Annotated in this window: 21 protein-coding genes; 9 read left to right on the top strand and 12 right to left on the bottom strand. The window is 65.7% G+C overall.

Going from position 1 to position 22,219, the window contains the following annotated elements; all coding sequences use genetic code 11:
* Positions 1-6: 6 nt before the first annotated feature.
* Genes ispD through HSDC_RS08480 form a run of 3 tightly spaced genes read right to left on the bottom strand, consistent with a single transcriptional unit; the run spans position 7 to position 2,223 of the window.
* A complete protein-coding gene (gene ispD / locus HSDC_RS08470; protein ID WP_073292084.1) occupies positions 7-738 on the bottom strand; it encodes a 2-C-methyl-D-erythritol 4-phosphate cytidylyltransferase in 732 nt (243 codons plus the stop codon).
* The gene (gene ftsB / locus HSDC_RS08475) at positions 735-1,031 is read right to left on the bottom strand and encodes a cell division protein FtsB (protein WP_064699500.1); all 297 of its coding nucleotides are present in this window, start codon (positions 1,029-1,031) and stop codon (positions 735-737) included. The genes ispD and ftsB overlap by 4 nt, the downstream gene beginning before the upstream one ends.
* A gap of 58 nt (positions 1,032-1,089) precedes the next feature.
* Positions 1,090-2,223 (bottom strand): GNAT family N-acetyltransferase, encoded by a 1,134-nt coding sequence (locus tag HSDC_RS08480; RefSeq protein ID WP_082920000.1) that lies wholly within the window; start codon positions 2,221-2,223, stop codon positions 1,090-1,092.
* Positions 2,224-2,459: 236 nt separating this feature from the next.
* Here HSDC_RS08480 and edd point away from each other — a divergent pair, with 236 nt between their 5' ends.
* The 4 genes from edd (at position 2,460) to HSDC_RS08500 (ending at position 7,429) form a co-directional block, all read left to right on the top strand.
* Complete coding sequence (gene edd / locus HSDC_RS08485) at positions 2,460-4,346, top strand: phosphogluconate dehydratase (RefSeq protein ID WP_064699502.1); 1,887 nt, start codon at positions 2,460-2,462, stop codon at positions 4,344-4,346.
* 139 nt (positions 4,347-4,485) lie between these two features.
* On the top strand, positions 4,486-5,454 hold the full coding sequence (gene glk, locus HSDC_RS08490) for a glucokinase (RefSeq protein ID WP_064699503.1): 969 nt from the start codon (positions 4,486-4,488) through the stop codon (positions 5,452-5,454).
* A gap of 16 nt (positions 5,455-5,470) precedes the next feature.
* Positions 5,471-6,406, top strand: coding sequence for a D-hexose-6-phosphate mutarotase (locus tag HSDC_RS08495; protein ID WP_064699504.1), 936 nt, complete (start codon positions 5,471-5,473; stop codon positions 6,404-6,406).
* 78 nt (positions 6,407-6,484) lie between these two features.
* Positions 6,485-7,429 (top strand): carbohydrate kinase family protein, encoded by a 945-nt coding sequence (locus tag HSDC_RS08500; RefSeq protein ID WP_064699505.1) that lies wholly within the window; start codon positions 6,485-6,487, stop codon positions 7,427-7,429.
* A 171-nt stretch (positions 7,430-7,600) separates the two neighbouring features.
* On the opposite strand, the gene HSDC_RS08505 is transcribed toward HSDC_RS08500, so the two are convergent.
* The 3 genes from HSDC_RS08505 to zwf are packed head-to-tail and all read right to left on the bottom strand — an operon-like array spanning position 7,601 to position 10,488.
* Complete coding sequence (locus HSDC_RS08505; protein WP_064699506.1) at positions 7,601-8,263, bottom strand: bifunctional 4-hydroxy-2-oxoglutarate aldolase/2-dehydro-3-deoxy-phosphogluconate aldolase; 663 nt, start codon at positions 8,261-8,263, stop codon at positions 7,601-7,603.
* Positions 8,264-8,300: 37 nt separating this feature from the next.
* Positions 8,301-8,975, bottom strand: coding sequence for a 6-phosphogluconolactonase (pgl, locus tag HSDC_RS08510; RefSeq protein ID WP_064699507.1), 675 nt, complete (start codon positions 8,973-8,975; stop codon positions 8,301-8,303).
* Between the two features lies 1 nt (position 8,976).
* Complete coding sequence (gene zwf / locus HSDC_RS08515) at positions 8,977-10,488, bottom strand: glucose-6-phosphate dehydrogenase (protein WP_064699508.1); 1,512 nt, start codon at positions 10,486-10,488, stop codon at positions 8,977-8,979.
* 290 nt (positions 10,489-10,778) lie between these two features.
* Here zwf and hexR point away from each other — a divergent pair, with 290 nt between their 5' ends.
* The 4 genes from hexR to HSDC_RS08535 all read left to right on the top strand — a co-directional run bounded on the left by hexR (position 10,779) and on the right by HSDC_RS08535 (position 14,820).
* Positions 10,779-11,636 (top strand): transcriptional regulator HexR, encoded by an 858-nt coding sequence (gene hexR, locus HSDC_RS08520; RefSeq protein ID WP_064699776.1) that lies wholly within the window; start codon positions 10,779-10,781, stop codon positions 11,634-11,636.
* 70 nt (positions 11,637-11,706) lie between these two features.
* Positions 11,707-12,564, top strand: a complete 858-nt coding sequence (locus HSDC_RS08525) for a putative selenate ABC transporter substrate-binding protein (RefSeq protein WP_064699509.1) — start codon at positions 11,707-11,709, stop codon at positions 12,562-12,564.
* A 1-nt stretch (position 12,565) separates the two neighbouring features.
* Positions 12,566-13,315, top strand: coding sequence for an ATP-binding cassette domain-containing protein (locus HSDC_RS08530; protein ID WP_064699510.1), 750 nt, complete (start codon positions 12,566-12,568; stop codon positions 13,313-13,315).
* Entirely contained in the window at positions 13,312-14,820 is a 1,509-nt protein-coding gene (locus tag HSDC_RS08535; RefSeq protein ID WP_244534435.1) for a PhnE/PtxC family ABC transporter permease, read from the top strand. The genes HSDC_RS08530 and HSDC_RS08535 overlap by 4 nt, the downstream gene beginning before the upstream one ends.
* Before the next feature lie 79 nt (positions 14,821-14,899).
* On the opposite strand, the gene HSDC_RS08540 is transcribed toward HSDC_RS08535, so the two are convergent.
* Together HSDC_RS08540 and HSDC_RS08545 are read right to left on the bottom strand one after the other, a co-directional pair.
* Entirely contained in the window at positions 14,900-15,265 is a 366-nt protein-coding gene (locus HSDC_RS08540) for a RidA family protein (protein WP_064699511.1), read from the bottom strand.
* Positions 15,266-15,343: 78 nt separating this feature from the next.
* A complete protein-coding gene (locus tag HSDC_RS08545; RefSeq protein ID WP_064699512.1) occupies positions 15,344-15,685 on the bottom strand; it encodes a TraR/DksA family transcriptional regulator in 342 nt (113 codons plus the stop codon).
* 138 nt (positions 15,686-15,823) lie between these two features.
* On the opposite strand from HSDC_RS08545, the gene HSDC_RS08550 reads away from it, so the two are divergent.
* Entirely contained in the window at positions 15,824-17,017 is a 1,194-nt protein-coding gene (locus HSDC_RS08550; RefSeq protein WP_064699513.1) for an MFS transporter, read from the top strand.
* A gap of 16 nt (positions 17,018-17,033) precedes the next feature.
* Here HSDC_RS08550 and HSDC_RS08555 read toward each other — a convergent pair whose 3' ends face one another.
* From HSDC_RS08555 to HSDC_RS08570, 4 genes are all read right to left on the bottom strand, one after another.
* Positions 17,034-17,888, bottom strand: coding sequence for a universal stress protein (locus tag HSDC_RS08555; protein ID WP_064699514.1), 855 nt, complete (start codon positions 17,886-17,888; stop codon positions 17,034-17,036).
* A gap of 91 nt (positions 17,889-17,979) precedes the next feature.
* Complete coding sequence (locus tag HSDC_RS08560; protein ID WP_064699515.1) at positions 17,980-19,470, bottom strand: SulP family inorganic anion transporter; 1,491 nt, start codon at positions 19,468-19,470, stop codon at positions 17,980-17,982.
* 397 nt (positions 19,471-19,867) lie between these two features.
* Positions 19,868-20,668, bottom strand: coding sequence for a slipin family protein (locus HSDC_RS08565; protein ID WP_064699516.1), 801 nt, complete (start codon positions 20,666-20,668; stop codon positions 19,868-19,870).
* Complete coding sequence (locus HSDC_RS08570; RefSeq protein ID WP_064699517.1) at positions 20,665-22,173, bottom strand: NfeD family protein; 1,509 nt, start codon at positions 22,171-22,173, stop codon at positions 20,665-20,667. The genes HSDC_RS08565 and HSDC_RS08570 overlap by 4 nt, the downstream gene beginning before the upstream one ends.
* Positions 22,174-22,219: the final 46 nt, after the last annotated feature.

Genomic DNA, 22,219 nt, shown 5'->3' on the forward strand with positions numbered 1-22,219 from the left:
ATGGTGTCAGCGGCACTCCTCATGGCCGATTGAACGCTCATCCGATGCCTGGGCGGCCAGGATACGGCCGGCCAGGGCCAGATCTTCGGGATGGGTGATCTTGAGATTGTCGCGCCGTCCGGGGACCAGTCGCGGCGCCAGCCCCAGGGCCTCCACCGCCGAGGCCTCGTCGGTCACGGTCACGCCCTCGGCCCGGACTCGTGTCAGGGCACGACGCAGCACCCCCAACCGAAACCCCTGGGGCGTCAAGGCGTGCCACATGCCCGCGCGATCCTCGGTCCGTGCCACCCGGCCGGCACCATCGTCCCGCTTCATGGTATCGGCCACCGGCGCGGCCAGCAGGCCGCCAACGGGGTCGTCATCCACCACGGCAAACAAACGGGCCAGATCACCGGCATCCACGCAGGGGCGCGCGACATCATGCACCAGGACGAGTGCCTGCTCATCGCCCTCCTCGGCCACGATGGCCTCCAGGGCATTGATCACCGAGTCGACACGTTCCACGCCGCCGTCGACTCGACGCCAATCGCGGAACGGCACCCAGGCGGGATTGAAGTGGCTGTCATCGGCATCCAGGCAGAGACACAGACGCGCCTCGGGAAAGGCGGCGTGAAGGCGAGACAGCGTATGCGAAAGGACGGTTCGCCCGCCCAGCGTCAGATACTGCTTGGGCCGATCGGCACCCATGCGACGTCCGCACCCCGCGGCGGGCACCACCAGCCAGAGCGTCGGCGTCACTGAGCCGCCTCCCCATCGCCCGCATCGGGCACCCAGAAGAACTGCTCGTCGCTGCGCACCATGCCCACTTCATTGCGCGCACGCTCCTCGATGGCGTCCAGACCGGTCTTGAGGTCCACCACCTCGGCCGCCAGGCGTTCGTTGCGCGCCCTCAAGGGCGCATTCTCGGCCTCCAGGCGCTCCACGCGCTGCCCTACCTCGGCGAGCTCGCGCACACTGCCTTCGCCCAGCCACAGGCGATACTGCAGCAGTACCAGCAGTGCCACGAGCACGACGGCCAACCACTTGAGCATGCGAGAATTCCGTCAACAGATTGCAATGGCGGCATTATGCCATCTTCCCCCGCCGGCCTCACCCACGAAACGGCAAGGCACGCTCTGCCGCCTCATGGTAGGCCACCACATGGGCGCTTTCTTCTTCGCAGAAGCGCGCCACGCCATCCCGCAGACGAGGATCCGCTATATGGTGCAGCGATGTCAGGCGGCGTGGGGCGAATCCTCTCGTCAACTTGTGCTCTCCCTGAGTGCCGGGATCAAACAGGGTCCGCCCCGTTGTCAGGCAATGCTCGATGCCCTGGTAATAGCACGTCTCGAAATGCAGGCTATCCGCCACCACCTCGCTGCCCCAGTAACGCCCATAGAGGGTCCGGGGCCCTTGCAGGCACAATGCGGCCGCCACGCGCCGCCCCTCCAGACGAGCCTGGACCAGCAACAGGGATTCGGGCAGGTCACGACGCAGCCGGTCGAAGAAGGCTTCTCCGAGATAGCCCCGCTGCCCCCGTTCCAGATAGGTGATCTGGTAGCACTGGAAGAAGTGAGCCAGATCCTCGTCGCCGATCTCGTGGCCCTCGAGGCGATGCAGGGTAAAGCCTTGTTCGGCAACCCGTCGGCGTTCACGGCGAATGGCCTTGCGACGCTTGGACGTCAGGGTCGCCAGGAATCCATCGAAGTCACCGAATCCGCGATCCCGCCACTGGAACTGCACCCCATGACGAGGAAGCAACGTCGGGCACGCCTGTCGCCAGGCATCGACCTCGGCTTGCTCGGCGAACAGTAAATGCCAGCTCGAGACATCGCCCTCCTCCCAGGCTGCCGCCAGCCGACACCGCGCCTGCAACGGATCGACGTCGTCGGCCAGCAGCAGGCGAGACCCCGGCACCGGCGTGAAGGGAATGGCGCTGAGGGCCTTGGGATAGTAACGCCCTCCGGCACGCTCCCAGGCCTCCGCCCATGCCCAATCGAAGACATACTCGCCAAACGAGTGATACTTGAGATAATGAGGCAAGGCGCCAACCAGTTCTTCCCCTCGCCACAACGTCAGGTGGCGGGGCACCCAGCCGGTCTCCGGCGTCACGGCCCCGGTATCCTCGAGGGCAGAAAGGAACTCGTGGCGCAGGAAGGGATCGTCATCGCCTGCCAGGGCGTTCCAGGCCGCTGCCGGTATCGCCTCGATGGGGGATGGTTCTCCAAGGCATAATCGGGTCATGGCGTCTCCAGGCATGGGGCGGGGCGGCTGACAAGCAACCGACGCAACGCCTACATTGTGCGTAGCCCCGTCCTCACTCGCCACCCCGCCGGCCATCGGGAAGCGGCATCAATAACCTCATCCTTTTGGGTAGAATAATTACAAAAACAGCCAAAAAAGCCCTATCATGGCCAAGTGACTCGCGATATTTTTGTTAAATTTACCAAAATTTCTTTATAACGCTGCCGAGGTGCCCCATGGCCCAAGCCCCCACGCCCCTCAACGCCACCGTCCAGCAAGTCACCGAGCGCATCCGTGAGCGCTCGCGTGAACGCCGCGCCCTCTATGAACAGCGCATGGACGATCAGCATCGACGCGGCGTGCACCGTGCCGAGCTTTCCTGCGGCAACCTGGCCCACGGTTTCGCCGCCTGCGGCACCGAGGACAAGAACGCGCTGAAGATGCTGAACAGTGCCAACCTGGGCATCATCTCCGCCTACAACGACATGCTCTCCGCTCACCAACCGCTGGAGACCTTCCCCGAGACCATCAAGTCGGCGGCCCGTGCCATGGGCTCCACCGCCCAGTTCGCCGGCGGCGTACCAGCCATGTGCGATGGCGTGACCCAAGGACAACCGGGCATGGAGCTGTCGCTGTTTTCCCGCGACGTCATCGCCATGGCCACCGCCGTGGGTCTCTCCCACAACATGTTCGATGCCGCCCTGTATCTCGGCGTGTGCGACAAGATCGTCCCGGGGCTGTTCATCGCCGCGGCGCGCTTTGGCCACCTGCCGGCGATGTTCGTGCCCGCCGGCCCCATGCCCAGCGGCCTGCCCAACAAGGAAAAGGCTCGCATCCGCCAGTTGTTCGCCGAAGGCAAGGCAAGCCGTGAAGACCTGCTGGAAGCGGAGTCCCAGTCCTATCACAGCCCTGGCACCTGCACCTTCTACGGCACCGCCAACTCCAACCAGTTGATGATGGAGATGATGGGCCTTCACCTGCCGGGCACCTCCTTCGTCAACCCGGGCACCGAGATGCGCGAGGCGCTGACCCGCTTCGCCACCGAGCAGGCGATCCGCAACACCGAGCCCGGCGGCGACTATCGCCCCTTCTACCGGCAGATCGACGAGCGCGCCATCGTCAATGCCGTGGTAGGCCTGCTGGCCTCCGGCGGCTCCACCAATCATACCCTGCACCTGGTGGCCATGGCCGCGGCGGCGGGCCTCACCCTGACGTGGGAAGACTTCACCGACCTCTCGGCAGTGACGCCCAGCCTGATGAAGGTCTATCCCAACGGCCAGGCCGACATCAACCACTTCCAGGCCGCCGGAGGCATGAGCTACCTGTTCCGCGAGCTGATCGGCGCCGGCCTGATCCACACCGACATCCCCTCGGTGTTCGGCACCGACATGACCGCCTATACCCAGGAACCCTTCCTGGAAGACGGCAAGCTGGTCTGGCGGGAAGGGCCGAAGAAGAGCCTGGACGAGGCAATCCTGCGTCCGGTGGCCAATCCCTTCACGCCCACCGGCGGCCTCACCGTGCTCGACGGCAACCTGGGGCGCGGCGTGATCAAGGTCTCGGCGGTGGAAGAGGAGCACCGCGTGGTCGAAGCTCCGGTGCGGATCTTCGAGGACCAGAACGAGATGAAGGCAGCCTTCGACGCCGGCGAGCTGGACCGCGACGTGATCGCCGTGGTGCGCTTCCAGGGCCCCAAGGCCAACGGCATGCCCGAGCTGCACAAGCTGACGCCCTATCTCGGCGTACTGCAGGACCGCGGCTACAAGGTGGCACTCGTCACCGACGGGCGCATGTCCGGCGCCTCCGGCAAGGTCCCGGCAGCTATCCACATGAGCCCCGAGGCACTGGACGGCGGTCCGTTGTCGAAGCTGCGCGACGGCGACATCGTGCGCCTGGACGCCAACGCCGGCACCCTGGAGGCCAAGGTGGACGCCCATGTCTGGGCCGAACGCGAGAAGCATGTCGCCGAGCTGGACCATTACCACGTGGGCCTCGGTCGCGAGCTGTTCTCCGGCTTCCGCCATCTGGCCATGCGCGGTGAGGAAGGTGCCGGGGTCTTCGGTGGCTTCGAGGCCGACGACCTCGCCCGCCAGCAGGGCCAGATCCACGACGAAGACGCCTGAGATGCCCCATGACCCGACCCGCATCGAGTGGCGGAAAGGACACTTCCACGATGCCCCGGCCCGCGTCCGTCGGAGGACCTTGTGGCGAACGGCGGTACCGCCCCACTCGCGCGCGACGACCTGACGATACGAGTTCACGATGACCCGACCCGCACTTATCGGCGACATCGGCGGCACCAACGCCCGCTTCGCGTTGGTCACGCCGGGCGCCTTTGCGCCCCACGACATCCAGAGCCTGCCCTGCGCCGACTACCCCGGCGTCGTCGAGGCAGCGCGCGACTACCTGAACCGCGTCGGCGCCACCGGAGACCTCGCGCCCCGCGAGGCCTGCCTGGCCTTCGCCTGCCCGGTCCACGGCGAACGGGTGGTGATGACCAACAACCACTGGGACTTCACCAAGACAGCAGTTCGCGAAGCCCTGAACCTCGACCTGTTCAAGGTCATCAACGACTTCATGGCCCAGGCACTGGGGGTTCCCCACGTCGATGACGACGAACTGGTGACCCTGCAGGAAGGCACGACGGCGCCACACGCCACACGGCTGGTTATCGGTCCCGGCACCGGGCTCGGCGTGGCCGGGGTCTTCCCCGGCCGCCAAGCCTGGATCCCGCTGCCTACCGAAGGCGGTCACGTGACCTTCGCCCCCACCGACGAGCGTGAGCAGAACCTGCTGCGCTACTTCCGCAACCGCTATGGCCGGATCTCGGTGGAACGCCTGCTCTGCGGCCAGGGGCTGCTGGACCTGTATGCCGCCCACTGCTCGCTGAAGGGTGCCCATCCGCGCTACCAGGCCCCTGCCGAGGTCACGGAAGCGGCCAGGCGCGACGACCCCGTGGCACGTGATACCCTGCTGCGTTTCCTGAAGATCCTCGGCGACGTCAGCGGCGATGCCGCGCTCACCATCGGAGCACGTGGCGGTGTCTACCTGTGTGGCGGCATCTTGCCACGCCTGCTGGACTGGTTGCCGGATAGCCGCTTTCTGGAAGCCTTCGCCGCCAAAGGCCGGATGAGCGACTACACCGCGGATATCCCGGTGCATGTGGTAACCGCCCCCTGGACGGGCCTGCTGGGCGCCGCCGAGGCCCTGCACAATCCAGAGGTCGAATGACCCTCGAGGAGGTCGAATGATTCCCGAAACGCTGCGCGCCCTGCTGGACGCCACCCAGGGTCAACGCCGCGCCGAATGGGCCGGTCGCGAGGTCTGGCTGGCCAACGAGGCCTGGGGTGAACTCGCCGTTTCGCTTCAAGGGGCCCAGGTCCTGCACTATCAGCCTTGGGCGCCCGAAGCCACGCAAGCACACGCCACCACCTCAAGCCCGGACCAGCGCGAAGACGCCCTGGTGCCCGGCGGCTGGTTGTGGGTCACCCCAACGCCTCAGGAGCGACCCGGCGCGATCCGCGGCGGCATTCCGTTGTGCTGGCCCTGGTTCGCCGACGAACACACCGCCGACGAGTCCTCCGACCGCTCGGGACCCATGCACGGCCCCGCACGCAAGGCTGACTGGCGCCTCGACGCCGTGGACGAGCACGAGGAAGGCGTGGAGCTGCACCTCAGCCCGCTCGAACGCCTGCACAGCCAACTCATGCCTCGTGCAGTGATCCAGGCCAACGCCCAGCGCCTGCATGTCGAACTGATCACCGAACACACCGGCGAGACACCGGTGAAGATCACCGGCGCCCTGCACAGCTATCTGGCGGTAGACGATGCCTTCGCCTGCCGTGTCGAAGGCCTGGCAGGCGCCCGCTACCTCGACAAGCTCCAAGACTTCGCCGAGAGCGAGCAGCAAGGCGAACTCGGCGTGCGCAGCGGCATCGACCGTATCTACCACAGCAACGCGGAGACATGGCTCGACGACGGCCAGCGGCGCCTGCGCATCGCCCGCCAGGGCAGCGACTCCGTGGTGGTATGGAATCCGGGCGACACACCACCCGCCGATACCTCGCTGGCGGCCGCACGGCGCTTTTTGTGCGTCGAATCGGCCAACACCCGGCTCGATCCGGTCTGGCTGGTGCCCGGTGCCCAGCACCTGCTGGGCACGACCCTGTCACGAGCGAGCTGACCGCGCCGGCCTTCGCCCTAGGCCGCAGGATCGTCAGACACTCGCCACCAACAACCACAACCAAGAGGGATGCGTCCGATGCACCGACTGATCGCCTTCGGCGAGGCCCTGGTCGACATGCTTTCCAGCCGACTGGGCGATGCCCACGAGGGGCCGGAGACCTTCACGCCCTACGCCGGCGGCGCTCCGGCCAACGTCGCCGTGGCCTGCGCCCGCCTCGGCCTGCCGAGCCAATTCCTCGGCATGCTCGGCGAGGATTACTTCGGCGACTTCCTGGCCCGTGAACTGGCCGCCCACGGCGTCGATGTCTCCGGCGTGCGCCGTACCCGCGAGGCACGCACGGCACTGGCCTTCGTCTCGCGCGATGCCGACGGCGAGCGCACCTTCGATTTCTATCGTCCGCCCGCCGCCGACCTGCTGTATCGCCTCGACCACCTTCCCGCCGGGATCTTTGGCGAGCCTGCCCTGCTCCACCTGTGCAGCAACAGCCTGACCGAGCCGACCATCGCCGACACCACCCTGGCCATGGCCAGCATGGCCCGACGTGCCGACTGCCTGGTCAGCGTCGATGCCAACCTGCGTCACAATCTCTGGGCAAGCGGCGAGGCGGAGATCAGCCTGGTCACTCGGCTCCTGGATAGCGCCGACCTGCTCAAGCTTTCCACCGATGAGCTCAATTATCTGCGAGCCGAACACCCCGAAGACGACTGGCTGGCCGAACGGCTGGCGGCCGGCGTCAAGGTCATCGTCATCACCGACGGGCCCGGCGAGGCACGCCTCAGGCAACGGGACACCGAAATGCGCCTCGCCCCGCCGCCGGTCCAGGCAGTGGATACCACGGCCGGCGGCGACGCCTTCATCGGCGGCCTGCTGACCCGGCTCGCCGAGCACTACCACGACGACTGGCATCGCGACACCGCCCTGCTGGAGGACGCCCTGGCGTTCGCCTGCCGCTGCGGCGCCCATGCGGTGGCCCGCCCCGGCGCCTACTCGGCCCTGCCGACCCGCAACGACCTCGATTGAGCCAGCCGGCTCGAAGGCCAGCATCTGGCCTCGCTCCTTCCAAGGCCCATCGGCCCCGAGTCTCGAGTTGATCGCCGCGCCATGAGCAAAAAAAAAAGCCGGCCCTGTGGGCCGGCGAGAAAAAGACAGCATCAGGCTGCCGAGAGAGAGCAGGTAACCACCGAGCATGGCTCAGTGGTGAAAACGTTGGGCCGCTTCCTTGGCCAGTTCACGGATGCTGTTCCAGTCCTCGGCCTCGACCAGCGGTGCCGGCGTCAGCCAGGAGCCGCCCACGCACATCACGTTCTTGAGCGCCAGGTAGTCATCAGCGTTCTCCAGGGTGATCCCTCCGGTGGGGCAGAAGCGCGCCTCGGGAATCGGCCCTGCAAATGCCTTGAGCGCCTTGACGCCGCCACTGGCCTCGGCGGGGAAGAACTTGAAGCGGCGATAGCCGAACTGCCAGCCGATCATCAGTTCGGACACGGTGGCCACACCGGGCAACATCGGGACCGGGCTGCTCACGCCGTGGCGATACAACGCCTCGGTGGTCCCCGGCGTCACCACGAAGTCGGCGCCAACCTGCTCGGCCTGACGATACTGCGCGGGCGTCAGCACGGTGCCGATGCCGACGCTGGCCTGGGGAAGCGCCTCCTTGATGCGTTGCGTGGCTTCCAGGGCACAGTCGGTGCGCAGGGTGACCTCGAGCACGCTTAGCCCCCCTTCGACCAGGGCTGTCGCCAGCGGTACGGCATCTTCCACGCGCCGGATAGCCAGCACCGGAATCACCTCGGCCTTGAGGCAGATGCTGTCGAGTTCGGTGGTCCGCGTGGATGGCAGTTGCTTATCGATGGTCATGTAATTCTCCGTGATGCGGGGCCGGTGACGGGTTGACTCAAGGGGCCCAGTAGATACCCAGCGGGCTGGCCAGGAAGGCACGAATCGGCAGCGCCCGGGTGTCATCGCCAGCGAGCGCTTTGCCCAGAACATCGCGCTTCGCCTCGCCGGTGATGTGCAGGAAGTGTCGATACGCCTGATGCAGCCTATCGGCACTCAGACTGATACGCGGTTGCGGCTGGCTGGGAGTGCGCACCGCCACCACAGGCTCGGTGGTGGAAAGCGCCAGATCCAGCTCGCGACTGTCCGGAAACAGCGAGGCGGTATGACCGTCGCCGCCCATGCCCAGCACCACGGCACTGGCCGGCCATGCCAGGCCACCGACACGTTCGGCCACCTCGGCCGCGCCCTCCTCGGGCGTGGCGGCATCGCTGGTCAGGGGCACGAAGCACGCCCGGTGCGCTTCGCTGCGCAGGAGATGCTCGCGTACCAACCGCGCATTGCTGTCGTCATCGCTCTCGGCCACCCAGCGTTCGTCGGCCAGGGTCACCTCGACGCGAGACCAGGGCAGCGGCATCTCCGACAGGGCGCGCAGAAAAGGGACCGGCGTCGAACCGCCGGACACCACCAGCAGCACTCGCTCCCGCTGCGCCAGATCGGTTCTCAGCGCCTCGGCCACGGCTTCGGCAAGCTGTAGCGAGAGTCGCTCGCGTGGCGCCTGATCGCGTGTCATATCAGTAATCCTCATACCAGCTACGACCATCCTGGGTGATCATGGCGATCGAGGCCACCGGCCCCCAGGAGCCGGCAGGATAGCGTCGCGGCAATTCCTCTCGCGACTGCCAGGCATTGATCAGGCTGTCGCACCACTGCCAGGCATGCTCGACCTCGTCGCGACGCACGAACAGGTATTGCTGTCCCTTCATCACTTCCAGCAGTAGACGCTCATAGGCATCGGGAATCCGCGTCTTGGCAAAGGCACTATGGAAATCCAGGTGCAGCGGCCCCGGGCGCAGCCGCATGCCCTTGTCCAGGCCGCTATCCTTGGTCAGTACCTGCAGGGCGATTCCTTCATCCGGCTGCAGACGGATCACCAGCTTGTTGGCGGCCAGGGCACGCTGATCGGGGTCGAAGATGTAATGCGGCTGCTGGCGGAAGTGAATGACGATCTGCGAGAGCTTCTCGGGCATGCGCTTGCCGGTACGCAGATAGAAGGGCACGCCGGCCCAGCGCCAGTTGGCCACCTCGGTCTTCATCGCCACGAAGGTCTCGGTGTGGCTCTCGGTATTGGCGTCGGGCTCCTCGAGATACCCCGGCACGCGAACGCCATCGCTGGTGCCGGCGATATACTGGCCACGCACCACGTCTCGACCGAGCATGTCGTCGGTGAACGGCTTGAGCGCCTTGAGCACCTTGACCTTCTCGTCGCGAATGGCGTCGGCATCGAGGTTCGCGGGCGGATCCATGGCAATGAGGCAGACCAGCTGCAGCAGATGATTCTGCACCATGTCGCGCAGTTGGCCAGCCTGATCGAAATATCCCCAGCGCCCTTCGATGCCGACCTTCTCGGCCACGGTGATTTCCACGTGCGAGATATGGTTCTGGTTCCACTGGGTGCCGAACAGCGGATTGGCAAAACGCAGGGCGATCAGGTTCTGGACGGTCTCCTTGCCCAGGTAGTGATCGATGCGATAGATGCGCGATTCGGGGAAGACCGCACCGATGGCGTCATTGATCTCGGCAGAGGACTCGAGGTCATAGCCGATGGGTTTCTCGACCACCACGCGGCTGTGCTCGTCAAGACTGCCACTTTCCTGGAGATAGCGGCAGATATCGCCATAGAGGCTGGCGCCCACCGCCAGGTAGACGACCATGGGGCGCTCGCCCGCATCCTGTCGCCATTCGCGGATGCCGGCATAACCTTCGGGCTGGGTAGCGTCCACACAGCGATAATCGAGCCGGGCCAGAAAGCGCTTGAGCACCGAGCGATCCAGCTCCTCGGCATCGACGTACTCCTTGAGCGCCGCCTCCACGCGAGACCTGAAGCCCTCGAGGTCCACCTCCTGTCGTCCCGCACCGAGCAGCCGCGTGCCCTTGGCCAGGAGGTTTTCCCGGTCGAGCTGATACAGCGCGGGGTACAGCTTGCGCTGCGACAGGTCGCCCAGCGCGCCGAACAGCACGAAATCGACCTCCGTTCCGACGGCATCGGAGGACCGCGCCGACCGGGACCGCGTGTCTTGACTCATGTCCGCCCCCATCTGGTTAACTTACCAAAATATTAGCGCAAGCGAGCGCCAATCACCAAAATATTCTGTAAATTTACTACTAAAGGCAAAACGCTCAGTGAACGCCCCGCCACTGACTATGGCCTCCCCTGAGGCTCCCGCGCTAGGATACCGACCATCATGTAGTTAAATCACCACCTGGAAAGTACTGCATAGATCGCCGAGCGGTGTCAGACATGGACGCGGAGGCATTCGTGCAGTGCTTCCTCAAGTCAGGGCATTGGCCCGCCATCATGGAGACAACCTTGCCCATGGTCAGTCACGATCTGCTGGACCGCATCCGCCGCCGACTCGACGAACTCAACCGCTCCGAGCGCAAGGTCGCCGACGTCATCCTCGCCGATCCAGGCTCCGCCACCAGCATGAGCATTGCCAGTCTGGCGCACGCCGCCTCGGTCAGCGAGCCCACGGTCAACCGGTTCTGCCGCAGCTTCGATGCCAAGGGCTATCCCGACTTCAAGATCAAGCTGGCACAGAGCCTCGCTGGCGGCACCCCTTACGTCAGCCAGGCTGTGGAGCCCGGCGACAGTGCCGAGGGTTATACCAGCAAGATTTTCGGCGCCACCATCGCCGCGCTCGACCTGGCGAGACGCGAAACCGATTCGGCTCGCGTCGAGCGCGTCGTCGACTATCTCACCCAGGCCAAGCAGTTGCACTTCTTCGGCCTCGGCGCCTCGGGGGCCGTGGCCCAGGATGCCCAGCACAAGTTCTTCCGCTTCAACATCCCCGTCTCGGCCTATATCGATGTCCTGATGCAACGCATGGTCGCCGCCGCCTGTCATACCGGCGATGTCGTGGTCGTGCTCTCCTACACCGGCCGCACCCGCGAGCTGGTCGACATTGCGGCCCAGGCCCGCAACAACGGTGCCATCGTGCTGGGCATCACCGACCCGAACTCACCGCTGGCCGACCAGTGTACCGAAATCCTCGCCGTGAGCGCCCCGGAAGACACCGACCACTACATGCCGATGACCTCGCGCATGATCCAGCTGGCGCTGATCGACGTCATGGCCACCGGCGTCACCCTGAGGCGCGGCGAGGACTTCCTGCCCCACCTGAAGAAGATCAAGGACAGCCTGAAGGAAACCCGCTACCCGGCTTCTCGCTGATGGGGCGCCGCTTGCCAAGTCGCCGGCGAGCCACAACAATGGCGGCCTCTTTCCCATCAGGAGACCGCCGATGCGCTGGATCGCCGCGACTGCCGCCGCCCTGGCCCTGCTCGCCCAAGGGGTTCAGGCCAACGAGACCTTCCGCTTCACCGCCATTCCCGACGAGGACCAGTCGCGTCTGATCGAGCGTTTCTCGAAGGTCGCCGACTATCTCGAGGCGCAACTGGACGTCGAGGTGGAGTACGTGCCGGTGAAATCCTACGGCGCCGCGGTCACGGCCTTTCGCAACGATCAGGTGCAGCTCGCCTGGTTCGGCGGCCTCTCCGGCGTTCAGGCCCGCCGCCTCGTCCCGGATTCCCGGGCGCTCGCCCAGGGCAAGGAGGACGCCGAGTTCAAGAGCTACTTCATCGCCCACCGCTCCACCGGCCTGGAAGCCACCGACGAGCTGCCGAGCGACATTCGCGACCTGAGCTTCACCTTTGGCTCGAAGACCTCGACGTCCGGCCGGCTGATGCCGGAGCACTTCCTGCGCCAGCGCTTCGACGAGCCGCCCGAAGCGATCTTCTCGCGGGTCGGCTTCTCCGGCGACCATTCGCGCACCATCGCCCTCGTCGAGTCCGGCACCTACGAGCTCGGCGCGGTCAACTACGCCGTCTGGGAGGCGGCCGTCGAGGATGACCGCGTCGATACCGACAAGGTCGGGGTGATCTGGTCGACCCCCAGTTACCCTGACTACCAGTGGACCCTGCGCGGCGATGCCGACGAACGTTTCGGCGAGGGCTTCGGCAACCGGGTTCGCGATGCCCTTCTGGCGATGGACGACCCCGAGCTGCTGCAGAGTTTCCCGCGCTCGGCCTTCATCCCGGCCGACAACGCCATGTACGCGCCCATCGAGCAGGTGGCGGAATCGCTCGGCCTGCTGCGCTGACATGTCGGAACGCCATGCCCCGCTACTGGCCCTGGAAGGCGCCGACCTCGGTCACGGAGACCGGGTGGTGCTGCCACGCCTGAGCCTGGTGCTGCATCCTGGCGAGCGCGTCGCCCTGCTCGGTCCCAGCGGCGCCGGCAAGTCGACGCTGCTGGCGGCCCTGCGCGCCCGGCTGGGCGATGACGTCGCCTGGTGCCCTCAGCACCACGGCCTGGTACCGGGGCTGGCGGTGTACCACAACATCTACATGGGGCGTCTGGCCGAGCATTCGGCCCTGGCCAACCTGTGGAACCTGGTGCGCCCCTTGCGTGGGCCTTGGCGGGAAATCGCCGAACTCTGCGGGCAACTCGGCATCGATGAGCTGATGCGGCGTCCGGTGGGGCAACTGTCCGGCGGACAGCGCCAGCGTACCGCCATCGGCCGCGCCCTTTACCAGCGGCGCCGCCTGTTCCTCGGCGACGAGCCGGTGGCCAGCGTCGATCCCCACCAGGCGCTGCGCCTGTTGTCGCTGATCGATGCACAGCACGACACCTGCGTCGTCGCCCTGCATCAGCGCGAGCTGGCACTGTCGCATTTCGACCGGGTCTGGGGACTGCGGGATGGCCACCTGGTGCTCGACGCCACCACCGCCGAGTTGACGCTCGACGACCTCGACGCTCTCTACCCCGATGCCGGGGCAAGCGCCGCCTCCGACACGCTGGCGGCGGCATCACAGCCCCGTCCACTGCCCTGTTATCGGGGGCAAGCGTGACCGTGACGCCACCCGCTCGCCCCTTGTGGTTCACCGGCGACGCCCTGGGGCCCCGACTGGCCCGCCACACCCTGACACTGGTGGCGCTGGCGCTGCTTCTGCTGCCCCTGGCGGACCTGTCGATCGTCACCCGGGACCCATGGGCGGAACTCGCCCGAATGGCCCAGGGGCTTGCCTGGCCGGCCTGGGGCGCCGTGGAATCGCCCTTTCATGCCCTGGGACTGACCATATCGGTTGCCCTCTGGGGAACCCTGGCCGGCGTGGTGCTCGGCTTTCCCCTGGCGTTGCTCTTCCATAGATCCCGGTTGATCCGCTCAGGCTGCGCCTTCCTGCGCGCCATCCATGAACTGTTCTGGGCCCTGCTGTTCCTGCAGGTATTCGGGCTCTCGGCCCTGACGGCCCTGGCCGCCCTGGCCATTCCCTATGCCGGCATCTTCGCCAAGGTCTATGCCGAGATCCTCGAACAGACGCCCGGGGCACCCGTCGATGCCTTGCCTCCCGGAGGCAGCCGGCTCGTGCGCTTCGTCTACACCGAGTTGCCGCTGGCCTGGCCGCGACTGGTCGCCTATACCCGCTACCGCTTCGAATGTGGCCTGCGTGCCAGTGTGCTGCTGGGCTTCGTCGGCCTGCCGACCCTTGGATTCCAGCTCGAGACGGCCTTTCGTGAAGGTCGCTACCACGAGGCTGGCGCCCTGCTCTGGCTATTCTATCTGCTGATCGCCAGCTTGCCCTGGTGGAGCCACCGGCGGCTGTTGCCGGTGCTGGCCATCGGCGGCGCCTTTCTGCTCGGCCCCTGGCCCTCGGTGGATGGCGCCTTGCTGTGGCGCTTCGTCAGCCAGGACATCTGGCCGCGGCCACTGCTCGAATGGGACTGGCCGGGACTCGCCAGCTGGTTGACGCGAATTCCCGATCTGGCCCCGGCCATCGGCAACACCCTGCTGCTCGGCCTGCTGGGCACGGTAGGTAGTCTGCTGGTGGCCCTCGCCATGTGGCCCCTGGCCAGCCGTCACTTCGGCAATAGCGTCTCGCGCCTGGCGGGCAGCGGGCTGCTGGTTGTGCTGCGCTCCACCCCGGAGCTGATGCTGGCGTTCATCTTCCTGCTACTGCTGGGCCCCTCGATGCTTCCGGCCTGGCTGGCGCTCGCCCTGCACAACGGCGCGCTGATCGCCTTTCTCATCGCCCGCCATGCCGACAGCCTGACACCCGGCATGCCCAACCTGCCCGTCTCGGGCCGCCTGGCCTACGAGCTGCTTCCACGCCTCTACCCGAGCCTGCTGGCGCTGCTCTACTACCGCGCCGAAGTGATCCTGCGCGAGACGGCGATACTGGGCATGCTGGGCGTGGCCACCCTGGGCTATTACATCGACGAGAACTTCCAGTACCTGATGTTCGACATCGCCTTCTTCCTGCTGCTGGTGACCGCCGCGCTCAATATCGCCGTGGATGCGCTGTCGCGACGGTTCAGACCGAAGGAAGCACCGTTGGACGTGCCGGGCATGGATTAGGTGTATAGTCCCGGGAGGCGCCGCTTCATGTCACAAGCGTTGAGGGAGTGGCCTGCTGCCGCCGGAGCGCAGCGATACCTCACTGCTTGCCCTTCACCAAGGCAGTGACGGTGATCTCCACCTTCAGCTCGTCGGCCGGCATCGGGGCACAGACGCAGGTACGCGCCGGGGCGTGCCCTTCGGGCACCCAGGCGTCCCAGACGGCGTTCATGGCGGCGAAGTCACTGCCTTCCTTGAGGTAGATGGTGGCCGTGAGCAGGTGCTCGCGGTCGGAGCCGATCTCGGCAAGCAAGTCGTCGACGCGGGACAGCATGCTCTCGGTCTGGACGGTGATGTCACCGTGGCGTGCCTCGGGGCCGGCCACCTGGCCACACAGGTAGGCGACGTCATTGTGGATGACGGCACGGCTCATGCGTGCCTTGGTGTCATGGCGCTGGATACTCATTCACGTTTCTCCTGGCAATGATGGATAACAAGGCATGTTACCCCAGGCAATCGTGAAAAAGCAGCGAGACGCACCAGATCAATCGGCACATTCGATACACTTCAATGCCAACGGGTCCCACGTCAGACGCTTGGCCCCGATCCACTCGCCACACTCGATGCATTCGCCGTACTCACCACGCTCGATTCGTGCGAAGGCGGCGGTGATCCGGCGCAAGGAGAGCTGGCGTCGCTCTTCCTCGGCCTTGGCCATGGCCTGGCCCTGCAGGGCATCCATGCGCGAAAGGCGCCCCACCGAGGTCTGGTCCAGCATCACGGTGTCGCGCGACTCCTGGCTGGCCTCGCTCTGCGCCTGCAAATCGGCTCTCAGCTCATGCAGCCGCGCCTCGACGGCCGCCATCTCCAGTTCGGGGTGGTTCATGATCGTCTCCGGCTGATATGCCGCGTCCAGCCTCTCGCCCGATGAATGATATCCTGCATGGCCTGGCGATCGGGGACACATCTGTCATCCTGCCATCTCGCTGCCGATATCGCATTCGCCGTTTCAGGGAGGAACGTCATGGGGTACCGCACCCTCCTGCGCGACCACCGTGGTCTGCTGAGCATCGCCTTTCTGGCCCTGTTTTCTTCGAGTCTTGGCCAGAGCTACTTCGTCGGCCTCTTCCAGGCGCCGATCTCAGAACGCTTGGCTCTCAGCGCGGGCCAGTTCGGTACCGCCTACTCGCTCGTCACCTTGATCGCCGGCTTTGCCATGCTGCGTCTCGGTCCCAGCATCGACTGGATATCGCCGCGCCGATTCGCCCTGACCGTCCTTGCCGCACTGTTGCTCGGCGTGCTGTTGCTGACGCTGTCGCCCTGGTGGGGCATCGGGCTGCTGGGCCTTGGCCTGGTGCGGTTATGCGGCCAGGGCATGATGTCCCATCTGGGCAATACCCTGGCCGGACGCGAATTCACGACCATGCGCGGCCGCGCCCTCGGGCTCGCGGGAATGGGCATCATGCTGGGCGAGACCCTGCTGCCCCCGGTGATCGCGGCACTGCTGGTGTGGCTCGGCTGGCGCGAGCTGTGGTGGCTGTTCTGCCTGTTGCTGGCCGGGCTGTGGATGCCGCTGCTGTGGCGCGGCAACTGGCCCCAGGCGCCGGGCAAGCGGCCGGACCGTACCCGACGCCACGACGGCCCCCGCCCTTTTCGCGAACGTCGCTTCTGGCAACTGCTGCCCTTGCTGATGATTCTGCCGGTCACCATGACGGGCCTGTTCATCTATCAGGCACGGATGACCGAGGACCTGAACAGCAGCCTGGCGATCTATGCCCTGGCGCTGACCGGCATGGGCATCGCCAAGTTACCCGGTGCGCTGCTCGGGGGGCGGTGGGTCGACCGCCTGGGCCCGGCGCGAATGGCGAGGCTGTATCTCCTGCCCTATGTAGTGGCGCTGCTGATCGCCATTCTTCACGGTGGCAACGCTGGCGTCTGGGCCTTGATGGTCGGTGGCGGGCTTGCCATGGGGGCGCAGGAATCCATCGCCACCAGCCTGCTGGTGAGGGTCTGGGGCGCCGACCATCTGGGCACGCTGCGCGCCACACTGACCGCCTGCATGGTTTTCTCCACCGGCATTGCTCCCGCGATCCTCGGCGTGGCCCTGGATCTCGGCGCGTCCTTCACTCAGGTGCTGATCGGCATGCTGATCCTGCTGGTCGGCGGTTGGGCCATCGCCCAGCCCGTGCTGGCTACCCCGGAAGCCCGGGGCAGCTGACACGCGGCCCTCGCCGTCAACGCAGCAGCAGTACGGGGAGGCTGGCGCGCCGCAACATGGCCGTGGTGGTGCTGCCCACCAGCAGGTGGCGAATGCGCGAATGGCCGTAGGCGCCCATGACCAGCAGGTCGATATCCTGCTCATCCTTGTAGGCCCGCAGGGTCTCCTCGACCTCGCCGGCACGAATGGCACCTTCCGCCTCGTGGCCGGCGTCGCGCAGCGTCTTCAATGCCCAGTCGAGCTGGGAGCGATTGTCGCCGGTCTCGGCACCGACGATCACCACATGCACCGGGATGCCCTGGAACAGTGGGCTGCTGGCCAGCATCTCCACGCCCTTGCGGGTTGTCTTGCTGCCATCGAAGGCGATCATCACCCGCTCGGGCCGCTTGAAGGCCTCCGGTACCATCAGGATCGGGCGATGCAGGCCCCGCACCACACGCTCCAGGTTGGAGCCGAGATGCTCACTGGCCTGATGCGCCGTCTCGCCGCGCTTGCCGATTACCAGCAGGCGTATCTCCGCTTCCAGCTCGTCCAGGGTCTCGACGAGGGTCCCGTTGCGCTGGCGCGTCGCGGGTTCAGCGACACCATCCTCCATGGCGCGCTCGCTGGCAGCCTTGAGCATCAGCCGTCCGCGTTCCTGAGCGACCTTGGCACGCTCCTCATCCAGGTGCGAAAGCTCTTCGAGGAGATGTTCCCGCGACCCAAGGCCGATATTGCCGGAAAGATCCGCCTCGGCGGTCTGAGGGTGGTTGTCCACCACATGCAGGAAGGTCAGCGGTGCCTCGAGCGCCAAGCTGGCCCAGGCCGCGTAGTCGCAGACCCCCTCGGAAAATTGCGAGCCGTCGATGGCGGCCATCACCTGTTCTGTCATCTGTCTGTCCTGAAGCTGGCGTGTATTGTCTCGTTACTCACGTTCTACACCATCGCAGCCACCCCGTCACAGGGGCGGCCGCAGGAAGTCCTCAGTGTCCGCCCATGAGCTTCTCGACGGCTTCCGGGTCGTCGTGGATGGCATAGCGATCGACGATGGTAGCGCTGGCCTCGTTCAGGCCGATCAGCTCCACCTCGGTCCCTTCGCGGCGGAACTTGATCACTGCGCGATCCAGTGCCTGCACGGCGGTGATATCCCAGAAGTGCGCCCGGGACAGATCAATGATGACCTTCTCGACACTCTCCTTGAAATCGAAGGCCGCAGCGAAGCGTTCGGAGGAAGCGAAGAACACTTGGCCGACCACCTTGTAGACCCGGCTGTGCTCGCTCTCGCCATCCTCGACGCCGACATAGAGGATATTGCCGACCTTGTTGGCGAAGAACAGCGCCGCCAGCAGCACCCCGACGAAAACGCCGATGGCCAGGTTGTGGGTGCTGACCGTGACGGCCACCGTGGCCAGCATCACGATGTTGGTGGAGAGCGGGTGCTTCTTGAGATCCCGGATCGAGGTCCAGCTGAAGGTCCCGATAGACACCATGATCATCACCGCCACCAGGGCGGCCATGGGAATCTGCGAGACCCAGTCGGCGAGAAACACCACCATCATCAGCAACGTGACGCCCGCGATCAGCGTCGACAGGCGACGACGCCCGCCCGACTTGATGTTGATCACCGACTGGCCAATCATCGCGCAGCCCGCCATGCCGCCGAGCAGCCCGGCACCGATGTTGGCGATGCCCTGGCCCTTGCACTCGCGGTTCTTGTTGCTGCCGGTATCGGTCAGTTCATCGACGATGGTGGCGGTCATCATCGATTCGAGCAGCCCCACCACGGCCAGCATCACGGAATAGGGGAAAATGATCGCCAGCGTCTCGAGGTTGAGCGGCACGTCCGGCCACAGGAATATCGGCAGGCTGTCCGGCAGTTCCCCCATGTCGCCCACGGTACGGATCTCCATGCCGGTGGCCAGGTATACCCCGGTCAGCACCAGGATGCAGACCAGCGGTGATGGCAGCGTCTTGCCGATCACCGGTACATAAGGGAAGAGATAGATGATGCCGAGCCCCGCCGCGGTCATGGCATAGACGTGCCAGGTCACATCGGTGAGCTCGGGAAGCTGCGCCATGAAGATCAGGATCGCCAGGGCGTTGACGAAGCCGGTGACCACCGACCGTGACACGAAGCGCATCAGGTCGGCCAGGCGCAGATACCCGGCGATGATCTGCAGCACGCCGGTGAGCAGCGTGGCGGCCAGCAGGTACTGCAGACCATGTTCCTTGACCAGCGTCACCATCAGCAGCGCCATGGCACCGGTGGCCGCCGAGATCATGCCCGAACGTCCACCGGCGAAGGCGATGATCACGCAGATGGCAAAGGAGGCATAGAGGCCGACCTTGGGGTCGACACCGGCGATGATCGAGAAGGCGATGGCCTCGGGAATCAGCGCCAGGGCAACGACGATGCCCGAGAGAGTGTCACCCTTGAGGTTGGAGAACCAACTCAGTTTCATTTTTTCGTACATGCTACGGTCCAGTCAGGAATGGAGGATCGTGTCACAGGGGCGCCGGAGCGTGTCACAAGCGCACCTTGCCCAGCCAACTTGGCGGTGTTGTCGTCATCGATCGAAAGCAGGCGAAAATCGCCAGGACGGATGCAGGGGCACCCGGGATATCGGAGCGATATCCATGACACCGCGGAACAGCATGCTCGCGGCTTGGGGAGGGGAAAGCGCTAGGGCGGCGTGGCCAGCCCTGCCAGAGGCGTCATCACGGTGGTTCGATCCTTGCTCTGGTTTGACGGTAGTGCCTCGACCGGCATCGCTGCACCACCCGGCGAGAGCGGCGCATGTTATCAGAGTTCATCACGAGGCGCACCCACCCCCGTGAGAGCACCTCCCATCGAAAGCAACAGCGGCGCCTTCACGACTCGGGCGTATCATCCGTTGTCGACGCCTTGCCGGACGCTTTGGCACTTCCGCCCCTGGCCTGCTGAAAGGCTTCCATGATGTCGATGGGCAACGGCACCACAATGGTGGAGGCGTTCTTGTTGCTCATGTCACTCATGGTCTGCAGGTAGCGCAGCTGCAGGGCGGCCGAATTCTCCGACATGATATTGGCGGCTTCGACCAGCTTCTTCGAGGCCTGGAGTTCGCCCTCGGCATGGATCACCTTGGCACGCCGCTCGCGTTCGGCCTCGGCCTGGCGGGCAATGGCGCGGATCATGCTCTCGTCCAGGTCGACGTGCTTGATCTCCACGTTGGCAACCTTGATGCCCCAACCCTCGGCCGAGGCATCGATGATCTCCTGAATGTCGTCATTGAGCTTGTCGCGCTCGGAGAGCATCTCGTCGAGATCGTGCTTGCCCAGCACCGAACGCAGGGTCGTCTGGGCAAGCTGGCTGGTGGCGTTGACGAAGTGCTCTACCTGGATGATGGCCTTCTCCGGGTCCACGACCCGGAAATAGAGCACCGCGTTGACCTTGACGGTGACGTTGTCCTGAGAGATCACGTCCTGCTCGGGCACATCCATGGTGATCACCCGCAGATCGACCACCTGCATCTTCTGGATGGCAGGGATGACGATGACCAGCCCCGGCCCCTTGACGGACTGGAAGCGTCCCAGGAAGAACACCACGCCGCGCTTGTACTCCGGCAGGATACGAATCGAGGCCGCCAGCAACAGCAGCACCAGGACGGCCGGCACGAGATAGGAAAGCATCATGACGCATTCTCCTCATCGTTGACGCCTGTGGCAGTGGCATCGGTGGGTTCGACCACGACCGTGAGACCGTCCATGTCGACCACCCGTACGACCTGGCCAGATTCGAGGAATACCTCGCTGCGGGCATTCCATCGCTCGCCGTGCAGGCGCACATGACCCTCGCCGCGAAAGCCCTCGAGCACGCGGGCCTCGCTGCCCAGCAGCTCTTCCGGTCCGGTGCGTGCGGGGCGCCGACGCAGTCCCATGAAGCGCGTCACCACCCACAGCATCAGGCCCGCTGCCACCAGGGCCACACCGCCGATCAGGGGAAGCGAGATGTTCAATGTATCCGCATCCATCAGCATCACCGATCCGATCACGAAGGCCACGATGCCGCCCATGCCGAGAATCCCGAAGCTGGGCATCAGCGCCTCGCCGACGATCAGCCCCAGCCCGACCAGGATCAACGCCAGGCCGGCATAGTTGATGGGTAGCACCTGAAAGGCGAACAACGCCAGCAGCAATGAGATGATGCCCACGGTACCGGGCACCAGGCTGCCGGGGTTGGAAAGTTCGAAGATCAGGCCATAGAAGCCGATGATCATCAGGAAATAGGCGACATTGGGGTTGGTGATCACCGCCAGCAGCCGGGTGCGCCAGTCCGGGGCGAAGCGCTGGATGGCCAGCTCCTTGGTGGAGAGAGTGCGCTGCCCGTCGGCCATGACCACCTCGCGACCGTCGACCTGGGCGAGTAGATCATCGAGGTCAGTGGCCACCACATCGATGACGTTCCGCTCCAGCGCCTGCCTGGCGGTGAGATTGCTCGCCTCGCGCACCGCGGACTCGGCCCAGTCGGCATTGCGCCCGTGTCGCTCGGCCAGGGAGCGAATATAGGCGACGGCATCCTCCAGCACCTTGCGCTCCATGGCCGTCTCGCCACGACGCTTTTCCGAGGCGCCGTTCTCCGCGGCGTCCGGCGTGTCGGTCGTCTCCTCCGACTCGGCGCCACCGGCATCATCGCCGGCGCCCTCATCCTCGTCCGGCGTTTCGGGTTCACCGCCAATGCCTGGCACGCCGCCGCCTCCGAGCTGGACCGGCGTGGCCGAGCCCATGTGGGTCGCCGGCGCCATGGCCGCCACATGGCTGGCATAGAGCAGGTAGGTGCCGGCACTTGCGGCTCTGGCACCGGCGGGCGCGACATGGAAGGCCACCGGCACGTTGGCGGCGAGCATGGCACTGATCATGTCGCGCATCGAGGCATCCAGACCGCCCGGCGTATCGAGACGCACCACCACCAGCTCGGCGCCCTCCTCCTCGGCCATGGAAAGGCCGCGCTGGAAGTAGTCGCTGGTGGCGGGTCCGATGGCGCCCTCGAGAGTCATCACCAGCGCCGAGTCTCTCTCCTGCCCGCGCTCCGCCTGCTGGGCCACGGCCTGCCACGCCAGCAGGGCACCCGCCAGCAGCAGGGAGGCCAGGCACAGCCAGATGATGGGATGACGCGGATGGTGTCTCGGCTCGCCGTACATGCGCCTCACCTCGAAACGGGAGACAACCTAGCACGTCCCGCCGATC

It is taken from the genome of Halomonas caseinilytica, from assembly GCF_001662285.1.
GTDB lineage: Bacteria > Pseudomonadota > Gammaproteobacteria > Pseudomonadales > Halomonadaceae > Halomonas > Halomonas caseinilytica.